Origin of the sequence: Pseudomonas lini (genome assembly GCF_964063345.1) — a bacterium.
Taxonomy (GTDB): domain Bacteria; phylum Pseudomonadota; class Gammaproteobacteria; order Pseudomonadales; family Pseudomonadaceae; genus Aquipseudomonas; species Aquipseudomonas lini_B.
Genome location: NZ_OZ061318.1, coordinates 4,257,745 through 4,277,274, shown reverse-complemented (window position 1 = coordinate 4,277,274; position 19,530 = coordinate 4,257,745). Strand labels below are relative to the sequence as shown.

Annotated in this window: 18 protein-coding genes and 1 pseudogene; 8 read left to right on the top strand and 11 right to left on the bottom strand. The window is 59.8% G+C overall.

What is annotated here, in order from left to right; translation table 11 throughout:
• The first annotated feature begins 100 nt into the window (after positions 1-100).
• Together cysZ and AB3226_RS19240 are read left to right on the top strand one after the other, a co-directional pair.
• Complete coding sequence (gene cysZ / locus AB3226_RS19245; RefSeq protein WP_367374198.1) at positions 101-856, top strand: sulfate transporter CysZ; 756 nt, start codon at positions 101-103, stop codon at positions 854-856.
• A 40-nt stretch (positions 857-896) separates the two neighbouring features.
• A complete protein-coding gene (locus tag AB3226_RS19240; RefSeq protein ID WP_367374197.1) occupies positions 897-2,096 on the top strand; it encodes a glycosyltransferase family 4 protein in 1,200 nt (399 codons plus the stop codon).
• A gap of 115 nt (positions 2,097-2,211) precedes the next feature.
• Here AB3226_RS19240 and AB3226_RS19235 read toward each other — a convergent pair whose 3' ends face one another.
• From AB3226_RS19235 to AB3226_RS19225, 3 genes are all read right to left on the bottom strand, one after another.
• Entirely contained in the window at positions 2,212-3,315 is a 1,104-nt protein-coding gene (locus AB3226_RS19235; RefSeq protein ID WP_367374196.1) for an NADH:flavin oxidoreductase, read from the bottom strand.
• A gap of 225 nt (positions 3,316-3,540) precedes the next feature.
• Positions 3,541-4,023, bottom strand: a complete 483-nt coding sequence (locus AB3226_RS19230) for a glutathione peroxidase (RefSeq protein WP_367374195.1) — start codon at positions 4,021-4,023, stop codon at positions 3,541-3,543.
• A 122-nt stretch (positions 4,024-4,145) separates the two neighbouring features.
• Complete coding sequence (locus AB3226_RS19225; protein ID WP_007901600.1) at positions 4,146-4,631, bottom strand: peptidylprolyl isomerase; 486 nt, start codon at positions 4,629-4,631, stop codon at positions 4,146-4,148.
• Here AB3226_RS19225 and AB3226_RS19220 point away from each other — a divergent pair.
• The 3 genes from AB3226_RS19220 (at position 4,600) to AB3226_RS19210 (ending at position 8,021) form a co-directional block, all read left to right on the top strand.
• Positions 4,600-4,938 (top strand): DUF3565 domain-containing protein, encoded by a 339-nt coding sequence (locus AB3226_RS19220; RefSeq protein ID WP_367374194.1) that lies wholly within the window; start codon positions 4,600-4,602, stop codon positions 4,936-4,938. The genes AB3226_RS19225 and AB3226_RS19220 overlap by 32 nt on opposite strands.
• Before the next feature lie 74 nt (positions 4,939-5,012).
• Entirely contained in the window at positions 5,013-7,112 is a 2,100-nt protein-coding gene (gene pta / locus AB3226_RS19215; protein WP_367374193.1) for a phosphate acetyltransferase, read from the top strand.
• On the top strand, positions 7,113-8,021 hold the full coding sequence (locus tag AB3226_RS19210; RefSeq protein WP_038978984.1) for an acyltransferase: 909 nt from the start codon (positions 7,113-7,115) through the stop codon (positions 8,019-8,021).
• 180 nt (positions 8,022-8,201) lie between these two features.
• Here the strand turns inward: AB3226_RS19210 and cysN are convergent, their stop codons facing one another.
• The 3 genes from cysN to AB3226_RS19195 form a co-directional block, all read right to left on the bottom strand.
• Positions 8,202-10,100 carry a sulfate adenylyltransferase subunit CysN gene (gene cysN, locus AB3226_RS19205; RefSeq protein ID WP_258620097.1) on the bottom strand — a complete coding sequence of 633 codons (1,899 nt, stop codon included), beginning with the start codon at positions 10,098-10,100 and terminating at the stop codon, positions 8,202-8,204.
• 9 nt (positions 10,101-10,109) lie between these two features.
• Complete coding sequence (gene cysD, locus AB3226_RS19200; RefSeq protein WP_008008639.1) at positions 10,110-11,027, bottom strand: sulfate adenylyltransferase subunit CysD; 918 nt, start codon at positions 11,025-11,027, stop codon at positions 10,110-10,112.
• Positions 11,028-11,284: 257 nt separating this feature from the next.
• Complete coding sequence (locus tag AB3226_RS19195) at positions 11,285-12,043, bottom strand: Nif3-like dinuclear metal center hexameric protein (RefSeq protein WP_367374192.1); 759 nt, start codon at positions 12,041-12,043, stop codon at positions 11,285-11,287.
• A 103-nt stretch (positions 12,044-12,146) separates the two neighbouring features.
• Here AB3226_RS19195 and algW point away from each other — a divergent pair, with 103 nt between their 5' ends.
• The 3 genes and pseudogenes from algW to AB3226_RS19180 all read left to right on the top strand — a co-directional run bounded on the left by algW (position 12,147) and on the right by AB3226_RS19180 (position 14,569).
• Positions 12,147-13,307: a Do family serine endopeptidase AlgW gene (gene algW, locus AB3226_RS19190; RefSeq protein ID WP_192346210.1), complete on the top strand. Its 1,161-nt coding sequence runs from the start codon at positions 12,147-12,149 to the stop codon at positions 13,305-13,307.
• A 143-nt stretch (positions 13,308-13,450) separates the two neighbouring features.
• A pseudogene (locus AB3226_RS19185) lies at positions 13,451-13,732 on the top strand (TonB-dependent siderophore receptor); the annotation flags it as partial.
• 108 nt (positions 13,733-13,840) lie between these two features.
• Positions 13,841-14,569: a DUF4198 domain-containing protein gene (locus tag AB3226_RS19180; protein ID WP_367374191.1), complete on the top strand. Its 729-nt coding sequence runs from the start codon at positions 13,841-13,843 to the stop codon at positions 14,567-14,569.
• A 116-nt stretch (positions 14,570-14,685) separates the two neighbouring features.
• On the opposite strand, the gene hisC is transcribed toward AB3226_RS19180, so the two are convergent.
• From hisC to AB3226_RS19155, 5 genes are all read right to left on the bottom strand, one after another.
• Positions 14,686-15,738 carry a histidinol-phosphate transaminase gene (gene hisC / locus AB3226_RS19175; RefSeq protein WP_367374190.1) on the bottom strand — a complete coding sequence of 351 codons (1,053 nt, stop codon included), beginning with the start codon at positions 15,736-15,738 and terminating at the stop codon, positions 14,686-14,688.
• A 2-nt stretch (positions 15,739-15,740) separates the two neighbouring features.
• On the bottom strand, positions 15,741-17,066 hold the full coding sequence (gene hisD / locus AB3226_RS19170; protein ID WP_367374189.1) for a histidinol dehydrogenase: 1,326 nt from the start codon (positions 17,064-17,066) through the stop codon (positions 15,741-15,743).
• 124 nt (positions 17,067-17,190) lie between these two features.
• The gene (gene hisG / locus AB3226_RS19165; RefSeq protein WP_007901570.1) at positions 17,191-17,826 is read right to left on the bottom strand and encodes an ATP phosphoribosyltransferase; all 636 of its coding nucleotides are present in this window, start codon (positions 17,824-17,826) and stop codon (positions 17,191-17,193) included.
• A 129-nt stretch (positions 17,827-17,955) separates the two neighbouring features.
• Positions 17,956-19,221 (bottom strand): UDP-N-acetylglucosamine 1-carboxyvinyltransferase, encoded by a 1,266-nt coding sequence (gene murA, locus AB3226_RS19160; protein ID WP_367374188.1) that lies wholly within the window; start codon positions 19,219-19,221, stop codon positions 17,956-17,958.
• 22 nt (positions 19,222-19,243) lie between these two features.
• Positions 19,244-19,483 carry a BolA family protein gene (locus AB3226_RS19155; RefSeq protein WP_105340088.1) on the bottom strand — a complete coding sequence of 80 codons (240 nt, stop codon included), beginning with the start codon at positions 19,481-19,483 and terminating at the stop codon, positions 19,244-19,246.
• Positions 19,484-19,530: the final 47 nt, after the last annotated feature.

Below are 19,530 nucleotides of genomic sequence, written 5' to 3'. Positions count from 1 at the left end.
GACGCCTTTGTTACAGTTAATGTCGATGCCGCTACCGCGCTTTCGCCTGTCAGGCAAAGCCGGTAAGGTCGGCGCGTTTACCCTTTGCTCGGAGCACGTTATGCCCGCCCCCGTTCTGTCTGGCCCGCAATACCTGCGCGAGGGCCTCAAGCTGGTCCTGAGCCCAAGCCTGCGCTTGTTCGTGTTGTTGCCGCTGGCGATCAACCTGGTGCTGTTCGTCGGATTGATCTATCTGGCCGGCCATCAGTTCAGTATGTGGGTCGATACGCTGATGCCGTCCCTGCCCGATTGGCTGAGTTTCCTCAGCTACATTCTCTGGCCGATTTTTGTCGTGTTGGTGGTGTTTATGGTGTTCTTCACCTTCACCATGCTCGCCAACATCATTGCCGCGCCGTTTAACGGCTTCCTCGCAGAGAAAGTCGAAGTGGTGGTGCGTGGCACCGACGACTTCCCGGCATTCAGCTGGGGCGAACTGATCGCCATGATCCCACGCACCCTGTCCCGGGAAATGCGCAAACTCGGCTACTTCCTGCCCAGGGCCATCGGGCTGTTCATCCTGTCGTTCATCCCGGTGGTCAACATCATCGCCGCGCCGCTGTGGCTGTTGTTCGGGGTGTGGATGATGGCGATCCAGTACATCGACTACCCGGCGGATAACCACAAACTCGGCTGGAACGAAATGCTCGCCTGGCTGCGGCAGAAACGCTGGCAGAGCATGAGCTTTGGCGGGATGGTTTATCTGGTGTTGCTGATTCCGGTGGTCAACATTCTGATGATGCCGGCGGCCGTGGCCGGCGCAACGCTGTTCTGGGTGCGTGAGCGTGGCGCGGAAAATCTGGTGCCGGAACGCCGTTAATCGCGTCACAAATCCATCATCCCACCGTCACAATGACGACATGGCCTCAGCCGACACTGAGGTCATGACGACAACTCTGCATATCACCCTGATCACCGAAACCTTCCCTCCGGAAATCAACGGCGTGGCCAATACCCTTGGCCGCTTGTTCGATGGTTTGCGCGCGCGCGGGCATCAGGTCGAGTTGGTGCGACCACGCCAGGGTGGCGACCCGCTTATGGGCAGCAACGATGAGTTGCTGTTGTGTCGAGGCTGGCCGCTGCCGGGATATCCCGGCCTGCAATGGGGTCAGTCGTCGATGCACAAGTTGCTGCGGCGCTGGAAACGCCATCGCCCGGACGTGTTGTACATCGCCACCGAAGGACCGCTGGGGTTGTCGGCATTGCGCGCGGCGCGGCGCTTGGGGATTTCGGTGGTCAGCGGCTTTCATACCAATTTTCAGCAGTACTCCAGCCAATACGGCCTCGGGCTGCTGACGCGCTTGCTGACTCACTACCTGCGCTGGTTTCACAATCGCTCGACGCTGACCCTGGTGCCCAGCGCCAGCCAGCGACTGGAACTGGAACGCCGTAGTTTCGAGCGCCTGGCGTTGCTCTCTCGAGGCGTCGACAGCCAGTTGTTTCATCCGGCCAAACGGCTGAAATCGCTGCGCGAGCAATGGGGACTGGCCGAGGATGATATTGCCTTCATCCACGTAGGACGTTTGGCTCAGGAGAAGAATCTTGGCTTGCTCAAGCGGTGCTTCGACACGCTGAAAATGACTTATCCACAGCGAAAAATGAAATTGATTGTGGTCGGTGACGGGCCGCAACGATCGATGCTGGAGAAGGAATTACCCGAGGCGATTTTCTGCGGCTCACAACGCGGCGAAGCCTTGGCCAGTCACTATGCGTCGGGGGATGTGTTTCTGTTTCCGAGCCTGACCGAAACCTTCGGCAACGTGGTGCTTGAGGCATTGGCCTCGGGGCTGGGGGTGGTGGCGTACGATCAGGCTGCGGCAGCCCAGCATATTCGCCATGGCTACAACGGCGTACTGGCTATGCCTGGGGATGAAGAGGCGTTCTGCGATGCGGCGTGTTGGCTGCTGGAGGAGCGCGAAACCTTGCGTTGCGTGCGGCTCAATGCGCGCCAGCATGCGAGTCGTCAGGGGTGGGCGGCGATTATCGAGCAGTTCGAGGGGCAGTTGCGCGGGGCTTGTGTGGGGGAGTTGGTGGTTCCTAATGCTCAGACATTACCCTGAATCTTTGCTGACTTTGAGGCCATCATCGCGGGCAAGCCCGCTCCCACAGGATTTGTGTGTGATGCAGAACACTGTGGGGCGGGCTTGCTCGTGAAGGCGTCAGTCCTGTCGCCGCTTAAACCAGCGTCATCAACGCCTCACGGCTAAACGGCAGGATCTCTTCCTCACGACCGTCCCGCACTTTCTGCGCCCAGTCCGGGTCCACCAACAATGCACGCCCCACTGCCACCAGATCGAACTCATCGTTGTTCAAACGCTCCAGCAGTTTTTCCAGGCTGGCCGGTTGGGCGATTTTATCGGTGTTGACCATGAACTGCAGGAATTCGCCGTCCAGGCCGACGCTGCCGACGGTGATGGTTGGCTTGCCGGTGAGCTTGCGAGTCCAGCCGGCCAGGTTCAGCTCGGAACCGTCGAACTCCGGCTCCCAGAAACGTCGCGTCGAGCAGTGGAAAATGTCCACGCCGGCGTCAGACAACGGCTTGAGGAACTCACCCAAGGCTTCCGGGGTTTGCACCAAGCGCGCGGTGTAGTCCTGCTGCTTCCATTGGGAGAAACGGAAGATGATCGGGAAACCTTCCCCGACCGCTGCACGCACCGCCTGGATCAGTTCAATGGCAAAACGCGAACGGTTAGCCAGGCTGCCGCCGTATTCGTCAGTGCGCTGGTTGCTGCCTTCCCAGAAGAACTGGTCCACGAGGTAGCCGTGGGCACCGTGAATTTCCACGCCGTCCATGCCGATGCTCTGGGCATCTTTGGCGGCTTGGGCAAACGCGGCGATCACGTCCTGGATATCTTGCTTGCTCATGCCGTGAACCACGACCTGACCGTCCTTCAATTTCTCCGACGGACCGTAACCCGGCACGCTGGCGTCCGGCTCGGTGCCGATACGGCGCACGCTGCCCACATGCCACAGTTGCGGAACAATTTTGCCGCCTTCGGCATGCACCGCATCGACGACTTTCTTCCAGCCGGCCAATGCCGCTTCACCATAGAAGTGCGGCACGTTCGGATAGCCGTTGGAGGCCTTGTGACCGACAGTGGTGCCTTCGGTGATGATCAGCCCAACCCCGGCGGCGGCGCGACGACGGTAGTACTCGATCACTTTGGAATTAGGCACGCCGCCCGGCGAAAACGAGCGGGTCATCGGCGCCATGACAACGCGGGTCGGCAACTCGAGGGCGCCTAGGTGAAAAGGCTTGAACAGGGCTTTGACGGGCATGGGACGCTCCACGGGATATAGACTTTATGACGACGATAATATGGAGAGCACCAAGCCTTGAACAGCACTATTGATTGCGGTGATTAAGGTCTAAAAGATAGGAAACATTGTAGGAGCGAGCGGTGCGGCGATCCGACTTGCCCGCGAAAGCGTCATGTCAGTCGATATCAATGTTGAATGACATGACGCCTTCGCGGGCAAGCCTCGCTCCTACACAGAGGAATATCAGCTCAGCGCTTTTTCGATCGCATGAACGACAGACGGATCATCCGGCGCCGTTCGAGGCGAGAACCGCGCCAGTACGCGACCGTCCTTGCCCAGCAGGAATTTCTCGAAGTTCCAGGTGATGTCGCCCGGGAATTCCGCGCCTTCACCCGCCAGCAGACGGTACAACTGATGACGCTCATGACCGTTGACTTCCAGCTTGCTGGACAACGGAAAAGTCACGCCATAGTTGAGGCTGCAGAACGCCTGGATCTCCTGCTCGGTGCCCGGTTCCTGCCCGGCAAACTGGTTGCACGGCAAGCCCAGCACACTGAAACCCTTGTCCTTGTATTGCTGGTAGAGGTTTTCCAGCGCCGCGTACTGTGGGGTCAAACCACATTTGGAGGCGACGTTGACCACCAGCACGACACGCCCCTTGAAGGGCGCCAGAGGTAGCTCCTGACCATCCAGGGCTGTCAGTTTAAGGTCGTGAAAAGCACTCATGACGAACTCCAAATTCCCGTGTTCTTCTCGAAACAGCCACTTGGCGGTGCCATCAAGGACAGCCGCGGACTAAAAAGGCGCCCTCAGGCGCCTCTCCAGCTATCTGAGCTTAGCGCAGAAAATCAGTGGTGATGGCCACCTTCGCCATGGACGTGACCATGAGCGATTTCTTCCTGGCTGGCGTCACGGATGTCGATGATCTTGACCTGGAAATTCAGGCGCTGACCGGCCAACGGGTGGTTGCCGTCGACGGTGACATCGTCGCCGTCCAGATCGCGAATGGTGACGATCTGCATCTGACCATCCGGAGCGGAAGCGTGGAACTGCATGCCCACTTCCAGCTCGTCAACGCCTTCGAACATGCTGCGGCTCAAAGTGCTGACCAGTTCGGCAGCGTATTCGCCGTAGGCATCTTCAGGTTCTACGGCGACAGTCAGTTCGTCACCGACTGCTTTTCCTTCCAGTGCCTTTTCCAGGCCCGGGATGATGTTACCTGCGCCTTGCAGGTAGACCAGCGGCGCGCCGCCGGCGGAACTGTCGATGACCTCACCAGCGTCGTTGGTCAGGGTATAGTCGATGGAGACAGCCTTATTGGCGGCGATCAGCATGGGGCGAGACCTTTTGCATAAGAATATAGAAAGACCAAGTTTAGCGAAGCAATCGCCCGAAAGCGAACACAACCCGGACAGACGGGGTGCGACGAAAGCCTCGACCGTCACAGGCTTTCATCAGGACGAGGAAGGGCACTGGGTAGCCGAGCTTTCCTGCGGCCATACCCAACACCTGCGGCACCAGCCCCCATGGCAATCCCGGGCCTGGGTGCTGGACCCTTCGCTGCGCAATGAAAAAATAGGCCAGCCCTTTGATTGCGGATGGTGCGCACAAGGCTCGGTTAGCGATAACCTTGACGACTGAATTTTGGTAGATCGTCAGATATAGATGATCACCTGGCGGCCACGGCTGCCCACATGCACTTCCAGAGAATCCGCATGCAAACTTTTTTTATCGCACCCACCGATTTTGGTGTGGGTCTGACCTCCATCAGCCTCGGGCTGGTGCGTACGCTTGAGCGGGCCGGTCTCAAAGTCGGCTTTTTCAAACCGATTGCCCAGCCGCACCCGGGCGACACGGGCCCAGAACGCTCCACCGAACTGGTGGCCCGCACCCATGGTTTGAAACCGCCTCAGCCACTGGGCCTGGCCCACGTCGAGCGGATGCTCGGCGACGGCCAGCTGGACGAACTGCTCGAAGAAATCATCACCCTTTATCAGCAAGCCGCTGTCGGCAAAGACGTGCTGATCGTCGAAGGCATGGTCCCGACCCGCAGCGCCAGTTACGCGGCGCGGGTGAACCTGCATTTGGCCAAGAGTCTCGATGCCGACGTGATTCTGGTCTCGGCACCGGAAAACGAAGTGCTGACCGAATTGTCCGGCCGGGTGGAGTTGCAGGCGCAATTGTTCGGCGGGCCGAAAGACCCGAAAGTCCTGGGCGTGATCCTCAATAAGGTCAAGACCGACGAAAGCATGGAGGCCTTCGCCTCGCGCCTGAAGGAGCACTCGCCATTGCTGCGCAGTGGCGACTTCCGGCTGCTCGGCTGCATCCCGTATCAACCGGAACTGAACGCACCGCGCACCCGCGACGTGGCCGATCTGATGGGCGCTCAGGTGCTCAACGCCGGTGATTACGAAACCCGGCGCATGACCAACATCATCATCTGCGCCCGCACCATGCGCAACACCGTGGAGCTGCTCAAGCCCGGCGTGCTGGTGGTGACTCCCGGCGATCGCGACGACATCATCCTCGCAGTCAGTCTCGCAGCGATGAACGGCGTGCCCCTGGCCGGTCTGTTGCTGACCAGCGATACCCTGCCCGATCCGCGCATCATGGATCTGTGCCGTGGCGCCTTGCAGGCCGGCTTGCCGGTGTTATCGGTCAGTACTGGTTCTTACGACACCGCCAACCAGTTGAACGGTTTGAACAAGGAAATTCCGATCGACGACCGCGAACGTGCGGAGATCATCACCGATTTCGTCGCCGGTCACCTCGACGCCAACTGGCTGCACCAGCGTTGTGGCACGCCACGGGAAATGCGCCTGTCGCCAGCGGTGTTCCGCTACCAACTGATCCAGCGTGCCCAGGCCGCCAACAAGCGCATCGTGTTGCCCGAAGGCAGCGAACCGCTGACGGTGCAAGCCGCGGCGATCTGTCAGGCGCGCGGCATTGCCCGTTGCGTATTGCTGGCAAAACCGGCGGATGTCGAAGCCGTCGCCCGCGCCCAAGGCATCGAGTTGCCGCCGGGGCTGGAAATCCTCGACCCGGACCTGATCCGCGAGCGTTACGTCGAGCCGATGGTCGCCCTGCGTAAAAGCAAAAGCCTCAACGCCCCCATGGCCGAGCAACAACTGGAAGACACCGTGGTGATCGGTACCGTGATGCTGGCGCTGGATGAAGTCGACGGGCTGGTGTCCGGAGTCATTCACTCCACCGCCAACACCATCCGCCCGGCCCTGCAGCTGATCAAGACCGCGCCGGGCTGCACGCTGGTGTCTTCGGTGTTCTTCATGCTGTTTCCGGAAGAAGTGCTGGTCTACGGCGACTGCGTGATGAACCCGCACCCGAGTGCCAGCGAACTGGCCGAGATTGCGTTGCAAAGCGCCGACTCGGCGGCGGCATTCGGGATAACCCCGCGCGTGGCGATGATCAGTTACTCCAGCGGTGAGTCGGCCAGCGGTGAAGAAGTCGAGAAGGTCCGCGAAGCGACGTTACTCGCCCACGAACAGCAAAACTCGCTGTTGATCGACGGCCCGTTGCAGTACGACGCCGCTGCCAACGAAACCGTGGCCAAGCAACTGGCACCGAACAGTCAGGTGGCTGGCCGCGCTACGGTGTTCGTGTTCCCCGACTTGAACACCGGCAACACCACCCACAAAGCCGTGCAGCGCAGCGCCGACTGCGTCAGCCTCGGGCCGATGCTGCAAGGCCTGCGCAAACCGGTGAATGACCTGCCGCGCGGCGCGCAGGTCGACGACATCGTCTACACCATCGCGTTGACCGCGATCCAGGCTGCCAACCGACCTATGGATGTTTAAATGCTGGATTTTCTACCTGCCCCCCTGCGCGGCGTGATCGCCTCGCTGTTGTTGGCGCTGAACACGATTGTCTGCTGCACGCCGCTGTTCGTAGTGGCGATCTTCAAACTGCTGCTGCCCTTCCCCGCCGCCCAGCGTTTCACCGACTGGCTGATGGGTCATATCCACGAAACCTGGATCAGCAACAACAAGGCCTGGATGGACCTGCTCGGGCATACGCGCTGGCAGCTCAGCGGGCTGGAAGGCCTGGACTATCAACACTCATACCTGATCACCAGCAACCACCAGAGCTGGGTCGACATCATGGTGTTGCAGTACGTGCTCAACCGTCGCATCCGTCCGCTGAAGTTCTTCCTCAAACAGCAACTGATCTGGGTGCCGGTGATTGGCCTGGCGTGGTGGGCACTCGGTTTTCCGTTCATGAAGCGTTACTCCAAGGCCTATCTGGAAAAGCATCCAGAGAAGAAAGGCAAAGATCTGGAGACCACTCGGAAGACCTGCGACAAGTTCCGCAATAACCCGGTGGGGATTTTCAACTTCGTCGAAGGCACGCGCTTCACCGAGGGCAAGCACGTACAGCAGAGCTCACCGTTCCGCTACCTGCTCAAGCCGAAAGCGGGCGGTATTGCCTTCGTGCTGGATGCCATGGGCGACCAGCTGGAAGCCATCGTCAACGTGACCATCCACTATCCGGCGGGGCGTCCGGGTTACTGGGATTTGCTCTGTGGGAATGTGAAGGATGTAGTGGTGCACTTTCAGGAGCTGAAGATTCCACCGCAATTCGTCGGCAAGAACTACGACCAGGACGGCGTGTATCGCCTGGAGTTTCAGGGTTGGATCAATCAGCTGTGGAATGACAAGGATGCGCTGCTGGGGCAGATGCATCGCGAGTACACCGCCAAGGTTTGAGGTGTTTGTACAGACGCTATCGCGGGCAAGCCCGCTCCCACAGTGGTTTCTGTGGAATGCAAATTTTGTGTTCACTAGAAATCCCTGTGGGAGCGGGCTTGCCCGCGATGGCGATCTCAAGAACACAAAAAAACCCGCAGACGATCACTCATCTGCGGGTTTTTTATTGGCGGCTAACGCTTAGATCGCGCCACGCTTACGCAGCAGATCCAGCACTTGCTTGACGCTTTCTTCCAGCGACAGCGACTGGGTGTCGATCACCAGATCGGCATTCAGCGGCACGTCGTACGGGAAGGATTCGCCCGGGATGTTGTCGCCACCCGCAGCGTACAGACCTTGCGGATCACGCTCGGCACAGACCGTCGGCGAGGCCTGGACGTAGACCGTCAGCAGACGCTCCTTGCCGATCAGTTCCCTGGCCTGCTCACGACCTTCAGCACTCGGCGCAACGAAGGCTGCCAAGGTCAACAGACCCGCTTCGTTGAACTGACGCGCAACGTGCGCCGCACGACGCCAGTTTTCGGTACGCCCGGCGCGATCATTTGGCAGACCTTTGTTGAGGTCGTGACGCAGGTTCTGGCCATCGAGTACAAACACCGCACGGCCCAGGTCGAACAGCTTGCGTTCAACCGCGTAGGCCAGGGTGCTTTTACCAGCGCCCGACAGGCCGCTGAACAACACGGTGGCCGGTTGCTGACCAAAACGCTGGGCACGCTCTTCGGTAGCCACGTGAGCCAGTTTGCCGTGATGGGTGCTGGTGCCATGACTCAACGGCTGGGCGATGATCATGCCGGCCGCGACCGTGCCGTTGGTCAGTCGATCGATGACGATGAACGAACCGGTGGTGCGGTTGCTGTCGTAACCATCCAGCGCGATAGCCGCGTCGAGGCTGATCTTGACCCGACCGATCTCGTTCAACTGCAGCGAGCTCGCCGGCCCTTCGGCCAACGTGTTCACGTCCACGCGATTGACGATGCTGGTGATCGAACCCGGCACGTAAGTCGTGGCGCGCTTGATGTCGTATTTCTTGCCCGGCAGCATCGGCTCTTCGGCCATCCACACCAGCATGGCGTCGAAGGCGTCAGTCACTTGCGGCTGGTTGTCGGCATGCACCAGCAAGTCGCCACGGGAGATATCGATTTCGTCTTCCATGGTCAGCGTCACGGCTTGACCAGGACCTGCATGCTCCAGCTCACCTTCGAAGGTGACAATGGATTTCACGCGGCTGCTCTTGCCCGATGGCAGCACAACGACTTCGTCGCCCTTGTGCACGATGCCGCTGGCCAAGGTGCCGGCAAAACCACGGAAGTTCAGGTTCGGACGGTTGACGTACTGCACCGGGAAACGCAAATCGGTGTAGTTACGGTCATTGGCGATTTCGACGGTTTCAAGAATTTCCATCAGCGACTGGCCGGTGTACCACGGCGAGCGCTCGGACTTGTTCACCACGTTGTCGCCCTTGAGAGCGGACATCGGTACGAACGCCATGGTGGTCGGCTTGAACGCGATGCCTTCGGCGAACTTCAGGTAATCGGCCTTGATCGACTCGAACACGCTTTCGTCGAAGCCGTTGAGGTCCATCTTGTTGATGGCGACAACGATGTGCTTGATGCCCAGCAACGAGGCGATAAAGCTGTGGCGACGGGTCTGGGTCTGCACGCCGTAACGGGCGTCGACCAGGATGATCGCCAGGTCACAGGTGGATGCACCGGTGGCCATGTTGCGGGTGTACTGCTCATGGCCGGGGGTATCGGCGATGATGAATTTGCGCTTGGCGGTGGAGAAATAGCGGTAGGCGACATCAATGGTGATGCCCTGCTCACGCTCGGCCTGCAAGCCGTCGACCAGCAACGCCAGGTCGATGTCTTCGCCGGTGGTGCCGACTTTTTTCGAGTCGCGGGTGATGGCTTCCAGATGATCTTCGTAGATCATTTTGGAGTCGTGCAGCAGGCGCCCGATCAGGGTACTCTTGCCGTCGTCGACGTTGCCACAGGTAAGAAAGCGCAGCATTTCCTTGCGTTCGTGCTGGCCCAGATAGGCGAGGATGTCCTCGCTGATCAAATCAGATGCGTGCGACATGACAACCCCTTAGAAATAACCCTGACGTTTCTTTTCTTCCATCGAACCTGCGCCATCGTGATCGATGACTCGGCCCTGGCGTTCGGAAGTTCGCGTCAGGAGCATTTCCTGAATGATGTCGGTCAGGCTGGTGGCCTCGGACTCGACCGCACCGGTCAACGGGTAGTCGCCCAGCGTACGGAAACGGACCTTCTTCTTGACGATGCGCGCCTTGTCTTCGTCGCTCAAGTGATTGAGCAGGCGCTCGTCGTCGATCATGATCCAGGTGCCATTCATCTCGATGACATCGCGCTCGGCTGCGAAATACAGCGGCACGATCGGGATGCCTTCGAGGTAGATGTACTGCCAGATATCCAGCTCGGTCCAGTTCGACAACGGGAATACGCGGATCGATTCGCCCTTGTTGACCTTGCCGTTGTAGACGTTCCACAACTCGGGACGCTGGTTTTTCGGGTCCCAACGGTGCTTGGTGTCACGGAAGGAATACACGCGCTCTTTGGCCCGGGATTTCTCTTCGTCGCGACGAGCGCCACCGAATGCCGCATCGAAGCCGTACTTGTCGAGAGCCTGTTTGAGGCCTTCGGTCTTCATGATGTCGGTGTGCTTGGCACTGCCGTGGGTGAGCGGGTTAATACCCTGCGCAACACCCTCGGGATTCACGTGCACCAGCAGGTCCAGGCCGAGTTCTTCGACCATGCGGTCGCGGAACGCGTACATTTCCTTGAACTTCCACTGCGTGTCGACGTGCATCACCGGAAACGGAAGTTTGCCCGGGAAGAATGCCTTGCGCGCGAGGTGCAGCATCACGGCGGAGTCTTTACCGACGGAGTACAGCATCACCGGGTTATCGAACTCGGCGGCGACCTCGCGGATGATGTGGATGCTTTCGGCCTCCAGCTGTTTCAGATGCGTCAGTTTGTCGACCATGGCTACTCACGAAAACGATCTTATGGACGGCCTGCGGGCCGTGTTCGAGCGGGGAATCCTAGCACAGCGCTCCCTTCTAATCAGGACGCTGGCTAGATCGAAAGGGTATATGAATATACCCCCTCGTTTGGGCTATTCCCTTGTAGGAGCGAGGCTTGCCCGCGAAGAACGATTACTCGGTGCATCAGGCATACCGCGTTATCGTTCTTCGCGGGCAAGCCTCGCTCCTACAGGGGCAACCTCATTCAGTTTTGAAATCAAATGGGGTTCGGGCAATCGATGAAGATGTGCTCGAGGGCGAAACGTCGCGCCAGGTAATCGCCCAAGGCCTGCACACCATAACGCTCGGTGGCGTGGTGGCCGGCGGCGATGAAGCTGATGTCATTTTCCCGGGCGCTGTGGAACGTCTGCTCGGAGGCTTCGCCGCTGAGGTACAGATCAACGCCAGCCAACACCGCCTGATCAATGTAACCCTGGCCGCCACCGGTGCACCAGCCGACCCGACGAATCATCTCGCTGCCTTCGATCAGCAATGGCTCACGCCCCATGACTTCCTGCACGCGACGGGCGAAATCACGAGGGGTCATCGGTTCGCTCAACGAGCCGACCAGGCCAACGACTTTCAGATTGTCCGGATCCAGCGGGCCTTCGACGGTGATGTCCAGTTGCCGGGCAAGCTGCACGTTGTTCCCGACTTCCGGGTGCAGATCCAGCGGCAAGTGATAGGACAGCAGGCTGATATCGTGCTTGAGCAAGGTTTTCAACCGGCGCTGCTTCATGCCGGTAATGCACGGGTTCTCGCCTTTCCAGAAATAGCCGTGATGCACCAGCACCAGATCGGCCTGGGCCTCTACCGCGGCGTCCAGCAACGCTTGGCTTGCAGTAACACCGCTGACGATGCGCATCACTTGCGGCCGGCCTTCGACCTGCAAACCGTTGGGGCAGTAATCGGCGATCTTCGAACTGGCCAGGTAGCGGTCGGCTTCTTCGACCAGGGTGCTCAGGGCGACGGCCATAAAAGACTCCTAAATATCCCGTTCAGAGGCGCGCTCGGCCTCGTATAATGCGCGACATTATGGGCGGTCTCACACCGCCTGCAACCTCTGTAGGACGTGCTTAATGCTCAAGGCGCTGCGTTTTTCCGGCTGGCCGCTGTTGGCCGGCGTGCTTATCGCTCTATTGATTATGCAGCGTTACCCGCAATGGGTCGGGCTACCGAGCCTGGACGTGAATCTGCAGCAAGCCCCGCAAACTCTCGGTCTGCAGCAAGGCCCGGTGTCCTATGCCGACGCGGTGACCACGGCCGCGCCGTCGGTGGTCAACCTGTACACCACCAAAGTGGTCAACAAGCCCAGCCATCCGCTGTTCGAAGATCCGCAGTTCCGCCGTTTCTTCGGCGACAACTCGCCCAAGCAGAAGCGCATGGAGTCGAGCCTCGGTTCGGGCGTGATCATGAGCCCGGAAGGTTACCTGCTGACCAACAACCACGTGACCAGCGGTGCCGACCAGATCGTGGTGGCGCTCAAGGATGGTCGTGAAACCCTGGCCCGGGTCATCGGCAGCGACCCGGAAACCGACCTCGCGGTGTTGAAGATCGACCTGAAAAACCTGCCGTCGATCACCGTCGGCCGTTCCGACAATATCCGTATCGGCGATGTGGCCCTGGCCATCGGCAACCCGTTCGGCGTCGGCCAGACCGTGACCATGGGCATCATCAGCGCCACCGGGCGCAATCAGCTCGGACTGAACAACTACGAAGATTTCATCCAGACCGACGCCGCGATCAACCCCGGCAACTCCGGCGGTGCGCTGGTGGACGCCAACGGCAACCTGACCGGCATCAACACCGCGATCTTCTCCAAGTCCGGCGGTTCCCAGGGCATCGGCTTCGCGATCCCGGTCAAATTGGCGATGGAGGTGATGAAGTCGATCATCGAACACGGCCAGGTGATTCGCGGCTGGCTCGGCATCGAAGTACAACCGTTGAGCCAGGAACTGGCGGAATCGTTTGGTCTGTCCGGACGTCCGGGGATTGTGGTCGCGGGGATTTTCCGTGACGGCCCGGCGCAGAAGGCCGGCCTGCAACTGGGCGACGTGATCCTCAGCATCGACGGTGAACCCGCCGGCGACGGTCGCCGCTCGATGAACCAGGTGGCGCGGATCAAACCGACCGACAAGGTCACCATTCAGGTGATGCGCAACGGTAAAGAGCTCAAGCTCACGGCAGAAATCGGTCTGCGTCCGCCACCCGCGCCGATCAAGGAAAAGGAAGAAGAGTAAGCAGTAGGAGCTGCCGAAGATTCGGGCCACGTTCGGACGATCTTTTACGCCCTCGGTAGCTCCGTAACTCCACAACTGTTAACAGCAGACATTCTCATTGGGCATGTTATATTGTTCCAACATCACTGTTGGAGCAACCTGACATGTCGCCTCGAACAATCGCCTCCCCCGCAGGCCTGGCCCTCGGTTTGCTGGCGGGTCCGGTCTTCGCCGAAGAGTCGCATACCGTTGAACCGGACGCCATCAGCGTCACCTCCGACTACGAATCCCCCACCGGCCCGATCAAGGGTTATCGCGCAACCCGCTCCTCCAGCGCGACCAAAACCGACACGCCCCTTCGCAATATCCCGCAATCGATCAGTGTGATTCCCGTCAGTGACCTCAAGGACCTGGGCTGCACCAGCGTCGAGCGCGCACTGGATTTTGGACGAGAAATACTTCGAGCGCTCTTACAGCAATTACTGGGTCAATCCCGGTGAGCCGCGCAATTTCACTGTCAGCCTGACACTCAATCTGTAAAAGGAAAACTCACCATGCAACAAGCTAAATCACTGATTCTGCTGGGTCTGCTCGGCGCGATGCTCACCACTCACGCCTCAGCCCATGGGCTGTGGACCGAACAACGTCGCGGCAATATCGAAGCCATCTACGGTGATGGCGCTGAGGACAATGCTTTCAAGGCGCAGAAAATCAGCGGCGCCTGGGCCTACGACACCGAAGGAAAAATGATCCCGGTTACCGTGGAACGCCTGGCCGACCATGCTCGCCTGCAACCACTCAAACCGCCCGCGGCGCTAGCAGTCGCACTGGACAATGGCATGTGGTCGCTGACCGCCGACAAAAAGTGGATCAACGAAGGACGCAGCAAGGTGCCAGGAGCGATCGAGTCGACCGAGACGTTCAAATACAGCCTGGCGATTTACCAGCCGGGGGTGAAGTTGCCGAAGCTCGATCAGATGAAATTGGTGATTTTGCCGGAAGTCGATCCGCTGACGGTTGGGCCTGGCAAGTCGTTGCCGGTTCGAGTGCTATTGGACGGCAAGCCGGCGGCGGGCGTGAAGTTGGTAGGCGACTATCGCAGCGCGCCGAGTACCACGAGCACCGAAACCGACGCAGAGGGTCGGGCGCAAGTATTGGTGCGTAATGAAGGGTTGAATGTGATTGCGGCGCAGGTGGAAGTACCGGTGAAGAATAGCCCGGATGTGGCGACACGCGGGCTGTTCACGTCACTGACCTTCCTTGGCGAACCGCATCACGAGTAACCCACAAAACCTTGTGGGAGCGTGGCTTGCCCGCGATGGGGACACCGCGGTGCAATAGGTAGACCGCGTTATCGTTTATCGCGGGCAAGCCACGCTCCCACAGGATTGGGGATGCCTTACAGGTCGCCGAGGCCGTCGATCAGCGCCTGATTCTGCTCCGGCGCGCCGATGGAAATCCGCAGGAACTGGGCAATCCGCTCTTGCTTGAAGTGCCGAACAATCACGCCCTGTTCGCGCAACTTCGCCGCCAGCCCTGCCGCATCGTGCTTCGGGTGACGGGCGAAAATGAAGTTTGCTGCCGACGGCAACACCTCAAACCCCTTCGCTTCCAGCTGCGCGACCACCTTCTCGCGACTCTCGATGACCAACCGACACGTCTTGTCGAAGTACTCGCGATCCTCAAACGCCGCCGCAGCTCCCACAATCGCCAGACGATCCAGCGGATAGGAGTTGAAGCTGTTCTTGATCCGCTCCAGCGCCTCGATCAGGTCCGGATGCCCCACCGCCAGGCCAACCCGCAGGCCCGCCAGCGAACGAGACTTGGACAGGGTCTGAGTCACCAACAGGTTCGGATAACGGTCCACCAGCGTGATCGCCGTTTCACCGCCGAAATCAATGTAAGCCTCATCCACCACGACCACCGAATCCGGGCTGGCCTTGAGGATTTGCTCAACCGCGTCCAGCGCCAACAGGCAACCGGTTGGCGCGTTCGGGTTAGGGAAAATGATCCCTCCGTTCGGCTTGGCGTAGTCCGCCGGGTTGATCTGGAATTGTTCATCCAGCGGCACCGCGTCGAACTTAATGCCATACAACCCGCAGTAAACCGGGTAGAAGCTGTAGCTGATATCCGGGAATAGCAGCGGCTGATCGTGTTGCAGCAAACCGTGGAAAATGTGCGCCAGGACTTCATCGGAACCGTTGCCGAGGAACACCTGATTGCCCTGCACGCCGTAGTACTTGGCAACAGCCTGCTTGAGCAGGTCGCTGTTCGGGTCCGGGTACAGACGCAGGTTGTCGTTCAGTTCGGTCTGCATCGCGGCCAACGCTTTGGGCGATGGACCGTACGGGTTTTCGTTGGTGTTGAGCTTCACCAGTTTCGCCAGCTTCGGCTGTTCGCCCGGCACGTAAGGCACCAGGCTCTTGACGAAGGGACTCCAGAATTTACTCATGCTTAGTTGCCCTTCTTATCGTCAACGATGCGGTATTCGGCGCTCCGCGCGTGGGCGGTCAGCGACTCGCCACGGGCCAGCACGGAAGCGGTTTTGCCCAGTTCGGAGGCACCCTGCTCGGAGCAGAAGATGATCGACGAGCGTTTCTGGAAATCGTAAACACCCAGCGGCGAAGAGAAGCGCGCGGTGCCGGACGTCGGCAGCACATGGTTTGGGCCGGCGCAGTAGTCGCCCAAGGCTTCGGACGTGTGACGCCCCATGAAGATCGCACCAGCGTGACGAATCTGCGGCAACCAGGCCTGCGGATCGGCAACCGACAACTCCAGGTGTTCTGGCGCAATACGGTTGGCCACTTCGATGGCTTGTTCCATGTCGCGAACCTTGATCAGCGCACCGCGACCATTGATCGAGGTTTCGATAATCTCGGCGCGTTCCATGGTCGGCAGCAGTTTGGCGATGCTCGCTGCGACCTTGTCGAGGAACTCGGCGTCCGGGCTGACCAGAATCGCCTGAGCGTCTTCGTCGTGCTCGGCCTGGGAGAACAGGTCCATGGCAATCCAGTCCGGATCGGTCTGGCCGTCACACACCACGAGGATCTCCGACGGGCCGGCGATCATGTCGATCCCGACCTGGCCGAACACGTGGCGCTTGGCAGTGGCGACATAGATGTTGCCAGGGCCAACAACCTTATCGACCTTCGGCACGCTTTCGGTGCCGTAAGCCAGCGCCGCAACGGCTTGGGCGCCGCCGATGGTGAACACCCGGTCAACCCCGGCAATGCAGGCCGCGGCCAGCACCAGCTCGTTGATTTCGCCGCGCGGAGTCGGCACGACCATGACCACTTCGGTCACGCCGGCAACCTTGGCCGGAATTGCGTTCATCAGCACCGAGGACGGGTACGACGCCTTGCCGCCCGGCACATACAGACCGGCGCGATCCAGCGGCGTGACCTTCTGGCCCAGCACCGTACCGTCGTCTTCGGTGTAGCTCCAGGAATCCTGTTTCTGTTTTTCGTGGTAGCTGCGCACCCGGGTCGCGGCTTTTTCCAGGGCTTCGCGCTGAGGCACGGTAATCCGGGTCAATGCAAGTTCCAGGCGTTCGCGCGGCAAGATCAGGTCTGCCATGGAGGCGACTTGCAGGCCGTCGAACTTCTGGGTGAACTCCACCAGCGCCGCGTCGCCACGCTCGCGCACAGCCCTGATGATGTCCAGCACCCGCTGATTGACCGAGTCGTCAGACACACTTTCCCAGCTCAGCAGATGATCCAGATGATGTGCGAAATCCGGGTCAGCAGCGTTGAGTCGGCGAATTGCAGTCGGTGCGGTCATAGCGAGAGCCTCATAGGATTGGCAAAAACTCAGGCGCCCGAAGCTACCATCGATCCGCTTGGGCACCTGAGAATTCTGGCTATGAGGCGGATAGACGGGCGCGACTTAACGTCGCGCAGGTGAATCAGCCGCGGTGTCGAGACTCCACTGCCTTGCGCAGGGTGTCGATCAACGCCTGGATACGGGCGTGTTGCATTTTCATCGAAGCTTTGTTGACGATCAGCCGCGAGCTGATGTCGGCAATGAAATCCTGGGGTTCCAGGCCATTGGCACGCAGAGTGTTACCGGTGTCGACCACGTCAATGATCTTGTCCGCCAGACCGATCAGCGGCGCCAGCTCCATCGAGCCGTAGAGCTTGATGATGTCGACCTGACGGCCCTGCTCGGCGTAATAACGCTTGGCGACGTTGACGAATTTGGTCGCCACCCGCAGACGGCCCTTGGGCTCGACATCGCCAACACGGCCGGCGGTCATCAGCTTGCAGAGGGCAATTCGCAGATCCAGAGGCTCGTACAGACCCTGGCCGCCATATTCCATCAGCACATCTTTACCGGCGACGCCCAGGTCCGCGGCACCATGCTCGACATAAGTCGGCACATCGGTGGCGCGCACGATCAGCAAGCGCACATCGGCCTGGGTCGTGGGGATGATCAGCTTGCGGCTCTTGTCCGGATTCTCGGTCGGCACGATGCCCGCTTCAGCCAGAAGCGGCAGGGTGTCGTCAAGGATGCGGCCCTTGGACAGTGCGATGGTCAACATGGGAAACGTCAGTCCTTATCAAGGTACTCATGCCCGGTCGCAAATGGCGCCGGACACACATCGAGGGTGTCACCACCCTCGATTCATAACAAACTCAGTAGGCGCGTCCTTGCGCCCATACGGCAACTACTAGCCCGGAACGCGACGGATCTTGGCGCCCAGCATCTGCAGTTTCTCTTCGATGCACTCGTAACCACGGTCGATGTGGTAGATGCGGTCGATCAGGGTATCGCCTTCGGCGATCAGCGCCGAGATCACCAGGCTGGCCGAAGCACGCAGGTCGGTGGCCATTACTGGCGCGCCCTTGAGCTTTTCGATGCCGGTGACGATGGCGGTGTTGCCTTCGACCTGGATATGAGCGCCCATGCGGTGCAGTTCGTAAACGTGCATGAAGCGGTTTTCGAAGATCGTCTCGATCACCGCACCCGTGCCTTCGGCAATGGCGTTGAGGGAGATGAACTGCGCCTGCATGTCGGTCGGGAACGCCGGGTATGGAGCGGTCCGCACGTTGACGGCTTTCGGCCGCTTGCCGTGCATGTTCAGCTCGATCCAGTCTTCGCCGCAGGTGATTTCAGCACCGGACTCGCGGAGCTTTTCCAGAACGGCTTCGAGGATGGTCGGATCAGTATCCTTGACCTTCACACGACCGCCAGTTACCGCTGCCGCCACCAGGTAGGTGCCGGTCTCGATACGGTCAGGCATCACCTTGTAAGTGGTCGGGTGCAGACGCTCGACGCCATCGATGGTGATGGTGTCGGTGCCGGCGCCAGTGATCTTGGCGCCCATGGCGTTCAGGAAGTTCGCCAGGTCGATGACCTCAGGCTCGCGAGCGGCGTTCGCCAGCACGCTACGGCCCTTGGCCAGAGCAGCTGCCATCATGATGTTCTCGGTACCGGTCACGCTGACGGTGTCGAAGAAGAAGTGCGCACCGCGCAGGCCACCCTCAGGGGCCTTGGCCTTGATGTAGCCACCTTCAACGTCGATGACCGCGCCCATGGCTTCGAGGCCACGGATGTGCAGGTCGACCGGACGCGAACCGATGGCGCAACCGCCAGGCAGTGCGACTTCGGCATAACCGAAACGGGCAACCATCGGGCCCAATACCAGGATCGAGGCACGCATGGTTTTCACCAGTTCGTACGGCGCGATCAGGGTCTTGATGGTACGCGGGTCAATTTCGACGCTGAGCTTCTCGTCGATCACCGGCTCGATGCCCATGCGACCGAACAACTCGATCATGGTGGTGATGTCATGCAGGTGCGGCAGGTTGGCAACCGTCACCGGGCCATCGCACAGCAGGGTTGCAGCCAGGATCGGCAGGGCAGAGTTTTTTGCCCCGGAGATGCGGATCTCGCCATCAAGACGAGCGCCACCGGTAATAATCAATTTATCCATAAGAATCTCGACGCCCTTGGGCTCAGGTGCGCTCGGCCCAGGCCGCGCTGCTGAAAAATTTCATAGTGACCGCATGGATGCTGCCATCGGCGATCCATGGGTTCAAATGGGCATAGATGCTCTGCTGACGCTTGACCGGGCTTAACGCCGCCAGTTCATCGCTAATCACGTTCAGCTGAAAGTTGCAGCCTTCACCCTCAACTTCAATTTGAGTTCCTGGCAGCTTTCCTTCAAGGAAGCTCTTCACTTCTACGGCCTGCATGCTCAACCTCAATCGGCGCCCTGTGCGCGCGGGTCGGACATCATACA